At 53.6% G+C, this 13967-nt stretch carries 13 protein-coding genes; 10 read left to right on the forward strand and 3 right to left on the reverse strand.

The window, feature by feature from the left end; all coding sequences use genetic code 11:
* The first annotated feature begins 945 nt into the window (after positions 1-945).
* The 6 genes from SynM161_RS09935 (at position 946) to SynM161_RS09960 (ending at position 8780) form a co-directional block, all read left to right on the forward strand.
* Positions 946-1857 (forward strand): decaprenyl-phosphate phosphoribosyltransferase, encoded by a 912-nt coding sequence (locus SynM161_RS09935; protein ID WP_186541188.1) that lies wholly within the window; start codon positions 946-948, stop codon positions 1855-1857.
* Positions 1857-3419, forward strand: coding sequence for a flippase-like domain-containing protein (locus SynM161_RS09940; RefSeq protein ID WP_186541190.1), 1563 nt, complete (start codon positions 1857-1859; stop codon positions 3417-3419). The genes SynM161_RS09935 and SynM161_RS09940 overlap by 1 nt, the downstream gene beginning before the upstream one ends.
* Positions 3416-4357 carry a lysylphosphatidylglycerol synthase transmembrane domain-containing protein gene (locus SynM161_RS09945; protein WP_186541192.1) on the forward strand — a complete coding sequence of 314 codons (942 nt, stop codon included), beginning with the start codon at positions 3416-3418 and terminating at the stop codon, positions 4355-4357. Before SynM161_RS09940 ends, SynM161_RS09945 begins: the two co-directional genes overlap by 4 nt.
* A gap of 586 nt (positions 4358-4943) precedes the next feature.
* Positions 4944-5669, forward strand: a complete 726-nt coding sequence (locus SynM161_RS09950) for an SDR family NAD(P)-dependent oxidoreductase (protein WP_186541194.1) — start codon at positions 4944-4946, stop codon at positions 5667-5669.
* A complete protein-coding gene (locus tag SynM161_RS09955) occupies positions 5606-7060 on the forward strand; it encodes an FAD-binding oxidoreductase (protein ID WP_255441778.1) in 1455 nt (484 codons plus the stop codon). The genes SynM161_RS09950 and SynM161_RS09955 overlap by 64 nt, the downstream gene beginning before the upstream one ends.
* 199 nt (positions 7061-7259) lie before the next feature.
* On the forward strand, positions 7260-8780 hold the full coding sequence (locus SynM161_RS09960; RefSeq protein WP_186541196.1) for a hypothetical protein: 1521 nt from the start codon (positions 7260-7262) through the stop codon (positions 8778-8780).
* Between the two features lie 360 nt (positions 8781-9140).
* On the opposite strand, the gene SynM161_RS12150 is transcribed toward SynM161_RS09960, so the two are convergent.
* Entirely contained in the window at positions 9141-9263 is a 123-nt protein-coding gene (locus SynM161_RS12150) for a hypothetical protein (protein WP_255441779.1), read from the reverse strand.
* Positions 9264-9498: 235 nt separating this feature from the next.
* Positions 9499-9867, reverse strand: a complete 369-nt coding sequence (locus SynM161_RS09965) for a tyrosine-type recombinase/integrase (RefSeq protein WP_370593057.1) — start codon at positions 9865-9867, stop codon at positions 9499-9501.
* A gap of 87 nt (positions 9868-9954) precedes the next feature.
* On the opposite strand from SynM161_RS09965, the gene SynM161_RS09970 reads away from it, so the two are divergent.
* The 3 genes from SynM161_RS09970 (at position 9955) to SynM161_RS09980 (ending at position 12741) form a co-directional block, all read left to right on the forward strand.
* On the forward strand, positions 9955-10134 hold the full coding sequence (locus SynM161_RS09970; RefSeq protein WP_186541198.1) for a hypothetical protein: 180 nt from the start codon (positions 9955-9957) through the stop codon (positions 10132-10134).
* A gap of 1585 nt (positions 10135-11719) precedes the next feature.
* On the forward strand, positions 11720-12118 hold the full coding sequence (locus SynM161_RS09975) for a hypothetical protein (RefSeq protein WP_186541200.1): 399 nt from the start codon (positions 11720-11722) through the stop codon (positions 12116-12118).
* Positions 12118-12741, forward strand: coding sequence for a hypothetical protein (locus tag SynM161_RS09980; RefSeq protein WP_186541202.1), 624 nt, complete (start codon positions 12118-12120; stop codon positions 12739-12741). The genes SynM161_RS09975 and SynM161_RS09980 overlap by 1 nt, the downstream gene beginning before the upstream one ends.
* A 561-nt stretch (positions 12742-13302) precedes the next feature.
* Here the strand turns inward: SynM161_RS09980 and SynM161_RS09985 are convergent.
* Positions 13303-13683 carry a hypothetical protein gene (locus SynM161_RS09985; RefSeq protein ID WP_186541204.1) on the reverse strand — a complete coding sequence of 127 codons (381 nt, stop codon included), beginning with the start codon at positions 13681-13683 and terminating at the stop codon, positions 13303-13305.
* Positions 13684-13713: 30 nt separating this feature from the next.
* Here SynM161_RS09985 and SynM161_RS09990 point away from each other — a divergent pair, with 30 nt between their 5' ends.
* Positions 13714-13965 (forward strand): hypothetical protein, encoded by a 252-nt coding sequence (locus SynM161_RS09990; RefSeq protein ID WP_186541206.1) that lies wholly within the window; start codon positions 13714-13716, stop codon positions 13963-13965.
* Positions 13966-13967 lie beyond the last annotated feature (2 nt).

The raw sequence follows: 13967 nt of genomic DNA on the forward strand, positions 1-13967 counted from the left end.
TAAGAAACCGCTGAAATTCAAGATCTTGGCCTGAAGAAGGGGCTAATCACCTTCATGAGCAGGGTTTTACAGGACCAAGCCAAGCAGTGATCAAAACCTCAGACCATGAGCTTGACGGAGTTGCTCCTTACTGACCAAGCAAGTGCCCAGATCAGGATTGGTTGCACCTGGCCGGTATTCAGCGTTCTTCAGAAGCTCCGTTGACTTACCCCGCAGCCAGAGCAGCTGCCCTGTGGAAGCATCACGCTTGCAACTCACCCACGCATCAGAACGAGCAGCCGGAGCACATGTCACCAGCACCCAAACAGCAATCAACCCAAAAGAGCAGCGTGAGGACAACATCTGGTTTCAAGAATCCTTGTTAGGTGGCCAGCAACTCAAGCCAGAACAATGCAATGAGCGCAGTGGCGCCCAACGCCAAAGCGAACCATTGGTCTTTGAGGGTGCGGACCACGTTGCGATAGCTGTTGCCCCAATAAAACGAGCTTTCAACCAGAAGCCAACCTCAGCCGATCCTCTGTCGACCAACCGATGTCACCATCAAGATGCTTCTCTTTCCGGAGCGCATCAGGCGAGACGCGGTTCCATGTCAGCGCCAAACTGATCACATGGCTCAAAAACCCTGGTTCCAAGCCAACATCCACGCCCCCGGCACAGGCTTCGCCTTGCTGGTCATTGCGTTTTGCTTGCTGCTTCAGACCATCCCTTCAGCGATCTGCGTGTTGACCCCCAGGGCTGGCTGGGACCCACCGTTGTCTCCGGAGAGGGTGAGGTACTGCAAGGGCGGCTAGGGATTTCACCAAGCGCCTGGTCACATCAAGCCGGACTCAGAGATCCACTGTCCTGAAATGTTTGAGGGGGCCTTCCAGCCCCCATGAGTCATCGGAGCTGTTAGTGAGGTAGAGATAATCGGGAGGTGAGCCACACAGCGCGCGTTTGATTGGCATGAATCCATCGGCTATAGCGCGAGCCTGCCGTCCACGGCAGTGGACCAAAAACTTGCTGGTATTTGCAGCACCGCTGTTCGCCTTCACGGTCGATGCAGAGATTTGGCTTGCCGCTTCTGGGTCACTGGTGGCGTTCTGCCTGATTTCCAGTTCCACCTACCTGCTGAATGACAGCCTTGATGTGGAGGCCGATCGGCAGCATCCCCGTAAGCGCTATCGCCCGATAGCAGCTGGACAGGTGCCTGTGCCCCTGGCACTGACCACGTCGGCGCTGTTGGTCGTTCTCAGCCTGATGCTGGCTGCCGCTGTATCAGTCCTGCTGGCAGGAGTGATCTTGGCGTATGGGCTGATCCAGGTGGGTTATTGCCTGCGGCTCAAACGAGAGCCACTGTTGGATTTGTTCTGCATCGCTGCAGGTTTTTTGTTGCGGTCCATGGCCGGCGGCGTGGCTGCAGGGCTAGCCCTGTCTCCCTGGTTCCTCCTAACGGTTGGTCTGCTGGCGTTGTTTCTGGCGGTGGAAAAACGTAAGGCCGAACTGCAAATTGCCCTTGGGCGTGGGGTGATGACACGCCAAGTTTTGGAGCGCTACACACTGCCATTAATGCTGCGGATGGAAGGCCTGCTGTCGACCAGTGCGTTTATGAGCTATTCGCTCTGGTCAGCAGGCCCTGCTCTAAATGGCGCCTCAACCAGCTGGATGCTGCTGACCGTGCCGTTTGTTCTGGTGGGGATCTTTCGCTATCAGCTGCTCAGTGATCCAGAGGAAGCCGAGCGCCGTCGTGCATCGAATCCCGATCGAACCAGCGAAAAGCCCGAGGAAATTTTGTTGGGCGATCGAGGCATCAAGCTGACCCTGCTCGGTTGGTTGATCACAACAGCGGTAATCGGTGCATCAATCCACGCCAGCTGATGACGCCGCAGAGGAAGCAACGGATTGCTGTTTTTGATGTTGATGGCACGTTGCTGCTGGGCGACTGCCTCTGGCTTGCTGCCCGCCGAGCCAAGAACGCTTGGGGGCAAGTCGTTGCGGTTTTGGCCTGTTTACCCTGGTTGATTGGCTGGCAGTTGCGGCTGATCAGGACCGGGCGGTTCAAGCAGCAGGTCGTTGCCGCTTTTGGCATCTGCGAAGCGGTCAACCGCGCAGAGGCGGCGGATCGTGCGGACTGGCTACTTGATGATTTGAAGGCCCAGATCAATCCCGAGGCTCTGCAGAGGTTGCACTGGCACCAGCAACAAGGTGATCGGGTGCTCCTCTGTTCAGCTTCCCCACGGCTGTTGCTGCAGCCCCTGGCCGATTGGCTGAAAGTGGAGCTGCTCTGCACCGAACTGGAGCAAAAGAATGGCCTGTGGAGACCCGGTCTGGCGACTGCGAACTGCAAAGGCCCTGAGAAGGTTCGCCGCCTTGAGGAGCATCTCGGATCACTGAAAGGTCGATCGATTGAGGCCTACGGCGACAGCAAGGGGGATCGGGAGTTGCTGAAGGCAGCTGCCATTCCGCACTACCGGAGCTTCCTTGCCCAACCCACGCCTTATCCAGCGTTTTCGCTGGGGCCACTGCTGCCGGTGGTGGCGATTGCAGTGCTGGGTTATGGGCTGCTGGGCATCTGGAGCCAGGGCGATCAGCTTTTGCCGCTGCTGCGCAGCCTGTGGCCGCAGATCGGTCTTGGACTGTTGCTGGTGTTGTTGGGTTACGCCATTCGCTATGGCCGCTGGCGCCTCTTGCTAGCGGCCGTGCACCAACACCCGCCCATGGCGTCTGACGCCAGGATCTGGATGGGCTCCTACGCCTTCACTGCCACTCCGGGTAAATCAGGGGAAGCAGTGCGCTCGCTCCTCCTGAAGCAAGAGTGCGGCGTCCCCATGCCGCCAACCTTGATGGCGCTGGTGGTGGAGCGGATCAGCGATGGCACAGCCGTGCTGCTCCTGCTGTTGATCAACCTGCCGTTGCTGCTGCGCTGGCAGGTGCCGCTGGCGGTGCCCATCAGCCTTGGGGTCGCGGCTGTACTCGCGGGGTGGTTTGCGGTGCGTAGCCCTTGGGCGACGGAGCAGCTCAAAAGCACCGTCAAACGACTGCTGCCCCGCAAGCTGGCCAGTGCCAGTGGTGATGGCTTGATTGCCCTGCGCCAATTGCTCCAGCCATGGCTGCTGTTGCAAGCCACTGCGATTAGTACCGTGGCCTGGAGCCTGGAGGGCGTGAGCCTCTGGCTGTTGCTACGGGGAATGGGTGTGGGTGAGGTGGGAATCGGCGGAGCCACCATTGCCCATACGGCCGCGGGCCTGATCGGCGCGCTCAGCCTGCTTCCAGGAGGCCTGGGCAGCACGGAAGCGGGCACGGTTGGACTGCTCGCACTACAGGGTGTTGGCGTGGCAGCGGCCACTCCTGCAACGTTGCTGATTCGGCTGATGACGCTGTGGTTCGCGACTGCGCTTGGGGTGGTCTTCTTACTCTGGCAACCGCGACATAAACCGTGAACAACAAGCGCATTCCCTGGCTGGGGCTGATTGCACTTGTTCTGCTCGCTCTTGCAGTGGCAGGCCTGGTGCAGCTTCCCGCTGTTCAGCAGCAAGCCCTGCTCCAATCGCTTGAGTCACTGCTTGTGTGGCTGCCGGTGCTTTATGGGGTGGTGGCCCTGAGCTATGCAGGCCGCTATTGGCGCTGGAGACTGCTGCTGGGGAAACTGAGAATCGGCAGCACCAACTGGCCCGACCTGCTGTGTTGGTTCCGGGGTTTTGCCCTCACCGCCACCCCCGCCAAGGTGGGCGAGCTGAGCCGGGTTCAGCTGCTGCATAAACAGCTTGGCTATCCCCGTCTGCCCCTGGTGCATGTGTTTGTTGCTGAGCGCTGCGCAGATGCAGCAGCAGTGGGTCTGTTGCTGTTGCTGCTCATCCCCAACCAGCTCCTCGGCAGCATTCCATCACTGAGTTCAACCTGGCTCCTGGCCGTGGCCGTGGCCGTGGTAGCGGCATCTGCCCTGCTGCTCGCCAGTCGACGTTCCTGTCGTCGTTGGATGCAGAACCAGTGGCACCGCTTTCGCCACCACTTCCCCAGCGGCGCTCTGGCTCAAGGCTTACTGCCCGCCACTTTGATTTCGGTGGTGGTCTGGGCGAACGAGGCCCTGGTGTTGTGGTTGTTGGTGCGGCTGCTTGCACCTGCTCCTATCACCATTCCAGCGGCCATAACTATCTACTTAGTGTCTGGGACTGCGGGCATGGCTTCCTCCCTACCGGGCGGGATCGGTGTGAATGAGGCAGCCACCGTGCTGCTGCTAGGCCAGCAAGGGGTTCCAGCGGCTGTGGCGCTACCGGTTGCGATGCTGCGGCGGCTGATCACGCTCTGGTCGATGGCAACTTTGGCAATTGTTATGGGTTTCCATCCACTACCCATTAATGAGTCAGACAATTTAAGATAATTTTGGTAGCTAAATTTTTCAATATTGCTGATATCAATTAGGTATACTTGCTGGAATGCTTTTAAAAAGCACGCATTATTAATTTACGCTTTTTAAATGTTAATTTCAGGGTGCCATCACGAAACACCGTCATTTCCTTTCTTGCTCCTTGCTAGGGGCTTCAGCAGTTGTCGGAGCAACTGGATGCGGTAGTTCACCGTGGACGGTCGCACCATCGACAGTTGCGCATGACAGAGAGCATTGCACTCCCTGCTCTCTAGCAAAATTAGGGCTAAAATAGATAAAGAAAATACTTTAAATCTAAAAGCTTTTAGTTCAGGAATGCAGGCAATGATTACCAAATTAATAATGCTGCCTGGGTCAATTCTTCCTTATATTTTTTATGCAATTAAGGCCTAGACCCGCAATTGATTGGATAGCGGCAAAATCGTCTTTGCGGTCATCGTAATCGATAAAAATTTATGGTACCTTTTGATGGAATCTGCAGCTTACTCTTTTAATGTTAATTCTGTAATTCATTCGCTTCGGCTATATGTAGTGTTTAAGCCCGCAAGCAATTATCTTCGTTGGAGCCATTTGTCAGGTCGTGATTCGTAGTGCTTTTATTTTAGGAAGCACCAGCGAGGTGGCCAAGGCCATCTGCAGGGAGCTAGCCTGCCGCGGCTGTGGGCATTTGCACCTGGTGGCCCGGAATGAAGAAGCCAACCAGGCCTTTGCGAGAGAGTTGGAGGCGAGCTACGGAGTAGCAGTCAGTACCGAGTACACCGACCTGCTGGCCGATAGTTCTCTGTCCCCAGTCCGCCGGCCTCAGGTAGGTGATTTCGATCTCTATCTGATCACAGCAGGTGCGCTGGGCAATGCCGAACTGGCGCGCAGTGATACCGCTGAAGCGATGCGGATCCATGCAGCCAATGTGGGCGGCCTTTTGCCTTGGCTTACAGCTATCGCCACTTCCGAACGACTGTCCCGGCCCGGACGGCTGTGGGTGTTTAGTTCGGTGGCGGCCGATCGTGGGCGGCCATCGAATTATCATTATGGCGCCGCCAAAGCCGCCCTGACGGCACTCTGTGAGGGGCTGTTGTTGCGCTGCTACGGCAAGCCATTTGCGGTGCGCATCATCAAGGCTGGTTTTATGGCAACGCCGATGACGGTGGGCAAGGCACCACCAGCCTTATGCGCCAGCCCTGAATCGGTTGCGCAAAACTTGCTGCGTCGACCGAACAGACGTGGGATCGAATACTTGCCCTGGTGGTGGTCACCATTGATGCGGCTGATTCGTGTTCTTCCTGCTCCCATCGCGTCCAAACTCTGAAGTTACCTATGACCATTTCTCTTCCGGAAGGCTTGACAGCCGAAACCAAAATGCTGAGCGGCTGGGGCCGCACAAACCCCGTCACCTGCCAGGTGGTGCAACCCAGCTCGGTGGAACAGCTGCAGGAACTGATCCGAGGAGCACCACCCAATTCACTAATTGCAAGGGGTTTAGGCCGCTCCTATGGCGATGCAGCTCAGCTCAAAGACGGCACGGTAATTGAGCTACCGGCCTTTGACCGGATCGAGCTGGATCCCAGCAGCAGCACGGTCACTGCAGGAGCTGGAGTGAGCTTCGATCAGATCCTGCGGGTGATTGTGCCAGCGGGGTTCTTTCTGCCGGTGACGCCTGGTACTCGCAACGTCACCGTTGGAGGAGCGATTGCCGCTGATGTTCACGGCAAAAACCACCACGTAGATGGCAGCTTTGGCAACCATGTGCAGCGGTTGCTGCTGGTGGATGCCAATGGCGACTTGAGAGAGCTAACCCCCAGCGGACGTGGCAGTTTTGATGAAGCGGAGTTTTTCTGGGCCACCGTTGGTGGCATGGGGCTCACGGGCGTGATCGTGGAGGCGACGTTTTCGCTGATCCCAATCACCAACTCACTAATCAGTGTCGATACCACCCGCTACCAAGATCTGGAGACGCTGATGGCGGCAATGGTGGAAGCAGATTCCAAGTACCGCTACAGCGTGGCCTGGGTCGACAGCCTCGATCCCAAAGGCCGCGGCGTGTTGACCTGCGGAGACCATGCCACCGCAAAAGCACTCCCGAAAGACAAGCAAGCGGATCCTCTCTTCTACGACCCCAAGGCACGGGCCTCAGCCCCACCGTTTCTACCCGGAGGATTGCTCAACAAGTTCACGGTACGAGCGTTTAATGAAGCTTGGTATCTCAAGGCTCCTAAGCATCGGGTTGGCGAGCTGCAGGAGATTTCACCGTTCTTTCACCCTCTCGATGGCGTACAAGACTGGAACCGGATCTATGGCGCAGCTGGCTTCTTGCAATATCAATTCGCTGTGCCAAATGAAGCAGCTCATCTGGTAGCCCACACCTTGGAAGCACTACGGAAAGTTGGAGCCCCAAGCTTTTTAACAGTGCTTAAGAGATTTGGCCAAAGCAACCCAGCCCCGTTGTCATTTCCAATGCCTGGGTGGACCTTGGCTGCAGATGTGCCGGCTGGAGTTTCCGGGCTGCTGGAGGTCTTGGATGAGCTGGATGAACAAGTGGCCGATGTTGGCGGTAGACTGTATCTAGCGAAAGACTCCAGACAGTCCAAAAAAATATTTAAGCAAAGTTACCCGAGATTTTTTGAGCGGAATAAACTTCATACCAAACAAGAAATAAACAGTGCTTTCAAATCAGACATTTACAATAGATGCATAGGTTAAGAATAATATTTAAAACTATTGGCGCGGAAGGTACTCCCGCCTTATGCAATATTTAGTGATAGACTACTGTAATCTCAAAAATGCTCTAAAAGTCAAACCTCTAACCAAACCCTTTCTGAAGTAAAACATGATTTCTCCAAATACAAATACGAAAAGCAGCATACTAATTGCCACTATTTCAGGGTGTTTGTTTTTTTTGATGTGCATTCTCGTCATGAGAAATGGACATCTCCACGAAGATGCCTATATTTTATTCCAATATTCACGCAATTTTTCGCAAGGGCTAGGTATTTCGTTTGATGTCGTAAATGGACCGGCTGAGGGTGCAACTGATTTTTTATGGATGTGCCTATTAGGAATATTTCATCGTATTTTTATGGGCAATATTGAAATTGGAGTCATTGCAGCTTCCCTAAATTCCATAGGACTTGCATATATAACCAGAGAGGTAATAAATATCAGAAAATCTGTAGATCTGAACACAATAGCTATTTGCATACTCCTAATTGTTTCGGGCGGAGCGGCCGCAGCTATAGGCGGCTTTTCCACAGCTGCTTTCGGAGCTGTGTATGTAGCGACAATCTTGTCATTCTTCAGAAATAAATTTAATCAAGGCTTGGTATTTTCAACGCTTCTTGCTCTTTTTCGCCCAGATGGATTTTTTTTAGGAAGTGCAACCATTATAGCTTATCTTTTCCTTGAATTACCTGAGCTGGACGCAAAACAAACAGCAAAGAAATTAACAATATTTTATTTGATCCCATTGATTACATATTTCTTTTGGAGGTATACCTATTTTGGACTGCTTCTTCCGCTTCCTCTAATAGTAAAACAAAACACTGATTTTATGTTTGAAGGCATTCGTCCTAACATGAAATCATTGGTTGGATACAGCCCCGTAATTACAGGCATTCTATTATACTTCAGAAGCTACATTGAAGCCAATACAAACAAAAGATTCTTCATCCTTGCTTTCTCAGGGTCATTAACACTTTTCATGCTACTTATATTCGCCCATCAATCCCAAAATGTCGGGATGCGATTCCAATTCCCGCTTCATCTTTCAATAATCTTACTTGCTTCATCAATATTTCCTAAAACAACAAAAACTTCTATCCTATCCAGCGCCTTAATATTTATAAGCATAGTGTATTTTTCTAGAGGATTCCATGCAAACATAAATTATTTGACAAATAGCGATTACATAAATTCATTCCCGCAAATCCTTCGTCAACGCCTTGATATCAATTCAATAGCAGTTACTGAGGCCGGAAGATTTCCTTACTGGTACAATGCGGATAGCATGGTTGACCTGGTAGGTCTCAATAGCAAAAATGTAGTGACAAACGGTCCCATAGCAGAGCTCGAAGAAAAAAATCCTGACCTTATTTTTATTCATCATGCGGGAAGATTCATCTATCCTGATGAATTAATTGGCACAGGAGATAATTTTGTAATTTTCGACCCAAACTCTATTAAGTTATCTGAATACAATGGATCTAATCCTGTCAAACTTGCTCCTGCTGCTGCCTTAGAAAATGCTATCAACAGATCATTGACGGGAATTGCAGTTAAATATGGCAAAAAAAACAAATACTTCTCACATGTTTATTTTGTTCCAGATTCTGTCAACTTGAAAAAATTCAAAACAGCTGTTGCCGATAGTTTTCTGACAAAAACGAATTACTTTGCATCCGAGAAACCAAATAAAAATCAATAATATCCTTAAGTAAATCTCTTTTCTTAGGCACGGACAATAAGTCTACTGCCTATAAAGGCAAAATTCGATTAAAACATTCGCTTCTGATGGGGTGTCAGATAACAACCTCATTGTCATGAACGAAGCGACTGCCCCATACCTTGGAGGCCAATGTCAGAGATATTCTTTCTAAGAATACCTGCAGGTTGCGGTCGAGAGGGCTAAAGAGCAGAAGCAGAAGGTCATCGCGGTGAGTACGGTTTTGCGCGGTGCTCGCACCAGCGGTTCCACAATTGGTTCATGAACCATTAGATCCGCCCCAAGCATCCAGCAACGGAGCCAATCCTTCGAGCGATGTGGATGAAGTCAGCGGGGCAGCTCTCACGCCTGGCTGGAAACCTCCACATCACCAACACCCAGAGCAGCCCAGACCCGGTCAGCGATCACCACGCCGAGCTGGGGATGGCTCAAAGCAAAGCCTGGAAAACCTTCAGGGTCTTTCACCCCGATGCTGAAATCTCAGGATCCAAGATCTGCCCAGCATCAATCAGTTCAAGCGCGTACAAAGCAGACAAGCCCCCTAAATCAATGACACCTGAGACGAGTCACTTATACCCAAAAGCAGCAACGTCGCAGGCACCAAGTTCGTCCACATTCAGGTCAGGTGCACCTTCGACGCCCCACCTAGTGTGGAGGGTCCAGCAGTAGAGCATCGCCAGTTGCTCGTCAGAAGGGTCCATTAACCCAACTTGAGAGATGAACTCTCACCAGGCTCAGCAAGAACGTTGTTAGACGTGGTTCCCGTTGAGCTCTGGCCGAGCGTCGCCGAGAGCGTGAAAACGTCCACCCCCCGCCGAATTGCATGAGTGGCATGAGTGTGGCGGCAACGGTGCGGGTAGAGGTGCACTTCGGCAGCCTTTCCCCATCTGGCCATGCGAGCGGCCACCCCCTGCCGGGTCAATGGCCCATTCCTTTTATTAGTTGGAAAGAGCCAGTCCTCAGCACCGCCGCGGCCCAACGACACGAACAGCGCCACCCTTCGGCATGAAGGATGGATGCGTCTGGCTTGAACTGCACCACCTTCTGCTGATGAGCGTTCACAAGCCACCTCTCACCGCCAGCCCTGGCCGGATTGTCTCCGTAGCGGGGCCCTTCCTTAAACATGGCTAAAACTAAGGACTGACACCCCTCCGCCATGGAAGAGGCCACGTTCTGGGAACCGACCGACAAATTTCTGAACCAAGCCGACTACGACCTGAAGCTCTTGATGAAGACCTGGAAAGACGAATACGGCGCGGATGACTACGCGTGCTCCATGGTGCTGCGGACCATCGCCGACAGCGTTTATCTGCCTGAGGGCCAACCGCTCGTCTAGCCATGTTCTTGGACATAATCGGCGTTCTTCTACTCGTTGCCCTTCTGGCGTTTGGTGCCGGGGCTTTGTGGAAACCCCTAAGAGCACTCTGGGGATTTATCTCCCGGCGTCAGGCCCTGGGTTGGTGGACAAGAAAGCCCATCCTCCCAATCGTTCGAGGCAAGAGCGGCGGCCGCTTTAAGCGCATCTACCGCAAGAGGACACGCCGCTCCTTCTATGGACGCTTCTAAGTAGCCGTAACCGCAATTGCGCATGAAAAAGCCGGGTGCAGTTCCCCCCGCAACCCGGCTTCGACGCAATCAGTCGTTTATGTAGCTGGACTTAGCCCGTCCCGTATTGACTCTGTTCTGGCTCAACTGTTCAGCTGAATACATGAGCTGACTGGCGCATTGACTCAGGGGGCGTCATCACCACCACATCTGTCCAAGGGCTTGAGCAGTCAGGGGTTGCTGACCCTGAGTATTTCTACTCGCTAGTCAGCTGCCTGTGGTTCCTTATGGTTCGCCAGTCTTCTGTTCCGTAGGCCCCCTTTCAACAGCATTAGGCAATGCGCCTCCGCTTTTGGAAACGCCAATCGATGACTGACCACACCCTCAGCATCTCCGCCGCACTGCGTGAAGCACAGTTGCAGCGTCTTGAGGCTTCTCTGGCTTCAAAGTCAGCAGCCAAGCCTGAGCCTCAAGTCGAGGCCCCAAAAGACAAGGACGAATCAGTTCGCGACTGAGAGTTAACGGTCGCTCTTCAGCCCTTGATCAGCACGGCATATTGAGGACATCCAGCTCCGGCTGATGTTCTCTGAATACTTGTTGTGGAGGCGCTTGTCTCGATAGTTCTGGGCGTCTTGCTCGCCTGGTTCACAACCCGGCTGATCATTTGGTTTTTCAGCCCTGATCGGTATCGGCGAGATCGCAGGTCAGAGGATGGATGAGCGCCTAAAGATCGCTCTTGGTGCGACGGTCATCGCGGCGATCTTCGCTTTCGGGGCCGGTGGGAACTGGTTGGTTTTCCTTGTCCTCACCTCTATGGCAATCCTTATGACCTGTGAGTTCGGCTAAGAAGCAGATGAAAACCCTTCTCCTGCTTTTGGTTATTGCGGAATCCATCTGGGCTGGAATTGCTCTGGACCGAGCTGGTTGGAAGTACCGGAAGCAGCTTTGACAATTTCAAGGGGCCGCTACTGGCCTCGTTGCGGGATACCTCTTGGGTCGTTCCAAGCTGATCTGAGTTCTCAACGCCGTCTTTGGGAACGCAAATTGATCACCGTGTTTATGGCCGCCAAAGTGACCAGACAGGTGAGGCAAAAATCCTTGTAATCCATGCGGGCATTGCACAAGCCCCGCAGGCTGCCAGATCAGCGCCGGTTGCCCTAAAGACCGTTGAGATGGCCGATAACTCCCGCGAGTACTGCTAATTTCAAATTGTCCGACGAGACATCCCCGCTATGGCGGGTCTGAGGACATTCGAACTAAACCGAACACCTCGTACCGCCTTACAGGCGGATTGATTTCTAATGCGCAAACAACTTGGTTCCGATGGCCTCGGCGCAACCGATGGCCACTCGCCTCGGACGTCTTCGCCTGCTCGCTTGAGCGGGATCCCCCTTATCTCTTGTCTCGCTCTGTCTGCAATCGCGCTGCATCAGAGTGAGGGTCAAGCTCAATCCTTTCTGCAACGTCGCATTCAACAGCGAATGCAAGAACGACAGTTGCAAGAGGAAGCAAAGCTGACTGAGAACCAAAAGCAGCAGCTTTTCCAAGTGAGGCGCGATTGGTTGCTCAGCAGCTATGAACAGAGACTTGCCTTGTTCCAGTCAACTCAGGCTTGCCTGAAGGATGCTCAGACTTTTCAGGACGGCAAGGAGTGCAGGTCAAAACGACGGAAGGCAGGGCGACAGCTCCTTGAAGAAGGTCGCCAAGTCATGAATGCCGAGCGTCAGCGTTTAGGTCTCTCGCCTTTGCCTACTGGCTTGCCGCTGTCGTTCTGATGGGTAGTGACTCCCTCTCTAGTGGCATCGGCACAGACGAGAGCCAACTGGATTGGACTCCATGGTCCGTCACAGAAGACGTTGCTCTTGATGGGACGTGTTCAAAGCGAAAGCGGGCCTTTTTTAAAACAGCCTTGCCACGCCTTTTGACGTTCCTAGAAAAATCAGCGCGTCATGCTCATCCCAAGCCAGCGCCATGGCACATCACCACTGGTGTTTGTGCTGTGGATGAGGTTGCTGACCACGTAATGGAGATGAACTGGTCTGGTTGGTGGTTTCGCCATATGTGCAGAGCCGCCGACATCCTCAAGATTCCCTGTCCTGACCAGCGTTTTATGGATGATCAACGTCCTTGGAATAGTTGGGGGGAAGTTATTGACCTCAAGCTGGAGCACCAGATTGCTCGGCCAGATGGGGATGGTGAGGAGCTGATTTCTCGCGATTGGGAGTTGCCGCCCTTTTTTCTGGGCAATCGCTTCCCTCGCAAAAAAGAGAATGTCTGCGAATGCAGCATTCCCCTTCCAGAGGAATCAGTTGCTCTCGCGCAGCTTGCTGAACAAGCCAGCCAATGCGACTCACCAGCGGACTTGGAGATTCCTGCTGTCTTGCAGAAGTTCTTCTAAGGACGAGCACGTCAAACCCAACATCAGATGGTCGGGGCCCACAAGGCAATGAGCGTTAAGGCTGATTGCCTTGTGCGTGCCCACTAACGAGAGTGAGTCCATTGAGATCGGAGGCGTCAATGAGAGACGACGGTCCAACCGAGCAGGTTTTAGAAGTCGCCTGACCTTTCGAGTATCTGCTCCACAAGTTTTCTCACCATCCATGGGCTTGCCCTAAATCCCGGCACCATCACTGCCGGGGGGCACTCAACACTGAGTCAGAAGGTCCATCACCTGGAACCTTGGCCCCAGGGGCTTGAAAGGCCCGACACTTCGCCCGACGCCAGAAATGGCATACGGCATGGCCCCTGTTCCGTCATCACAGGGGTGTCGGAAGCGAGCAATAGGAGAGGTCACCCCATTCCTGTCGTAGGTGGGCTGGCCTCTCAACCCCTGATCACATCGCGGGTTAAAGATGCACAAGCGAGCGAGCTAGGCCGTCTCTTCCACCTGGGAGGGGCGGCCTTCCTCCTTAAGTGAATGCAGTACTGCAGCCAGGCAATACGGAAACACAGTTGAGGGTCATCGCCGGTGGTGGTGGTTTGAGTGACCACGGAAGCCCTTCTGATCAGCGCCCAACGCCATCATTCGATTCAGCGCCGTAATGGCACCGACTGCCGCTGAAAACTGACCTGCATTTTCCGCCTTGCGGGCGATGCGCTCTAAACGTCCAACCTGCTGGAAAAGCAAGTCCCGCTGGTCGATCTCCTCAGAGCCGTAGCAAGCGTCCAACCAGTCCTTGTGGGCCGAAGCGACGACATCACGAACATTTCTACGGCTACACCCCCATGTTTCGGCGGTAAAGGCAGTTAATTCGCTTAGACCCATTCCGGCGTCTATCTGCCGGATCGCCCATTCATGGCGTTGTTTCTTCTCGCTGGCGGTGACTCTCTTGCGGGTCATGGCTACCTAGATGCCAGTGGATAACTGGTGATGCAGATTTTTTATTGGATCTGGATCGTTGCCATGGCGTTTGCCTGCTCTGTCTGGGCAGAAGAAATCGCCAAGTTGAAGGGCCACAACTCCAAGCAGTGGTTGGTGTTGGGATTGCTTTTTGGACCCGTCGCACTGATTGCATTGGCTGGGTACCCAGACCTTGAAGACAGAAAGCACCAGCGAGACTCCGCTGCTGAGCTGTCGTTGATCAAGGACGACATTGATGCCATTCGTCGCAGCAAGGACTGAGG

Origin of the sequence: Synechococcus sp. M16.1 (assembly GCF_014279895.1) — a bacterium.
Taxonomy (GTDB): domain Bacteria; phylum Cyanobacteriota; class Cyanobacteriia; order PCC-6307; family Cyanobiaceae; genus Parasynechococcus.

What these genes read in the sequence shown, in the direction of transcription:
- SynM161_RS09935 (WP_186541188.1), top strand. Translation starts at nt 946, where the DNA reads ATGAATCCATCGGCTATAGCGCGAGCCTGCCGTCCACGGCAGTGGACC.
- SynM161_RS09940 (WP_186541190.1), top strand. Translation starts at nt 1,857, where the DNA reads ATGACGCCGCAGAGGAAGCAACGGATTGCTGTTTTTGATGTTGATGGC.
- SynM161_RS09960 (WP_186541196.1), top strand. Translation starts at nt 7,260, where the DNA reads ATGTGCATTCTCGTCATGAGAAATGGACATCTCCACGAAGATGCCTAT.
- SynM161_RS09970 (WP_186541198.1), top strand. Translation starts at nt 9,955, where the DNA reads ATGGAAGAGGCCACGTTCTGGGAACCGACCGACAAATTTCTGAACCAA.
- SynM161_RS09980 (WP_186541202.1), top strand. Translation starts at nt 12,118, where the DNA reads ATGGGTAGTGACTCCCTCTCTAGTGGCATCGGCACAGACGAGAGCCAA.
- SynM161_RS09985 (WP_186541204.1), bottom strand. Translation starts at nt 13,683, where the DNA reads ATGACCCGCAAGAGAGTCACCGCCAGCGAGAAGAAACAACGCCATGAA.
- SynM161_RS09990 (WP_186541206.1), top strand. Translation starts at nt 13,714, where the DNA reads ATGCAGATTTTTTATTGGATCTGGATCGTTGCCATGGCGTTTGCCTGC.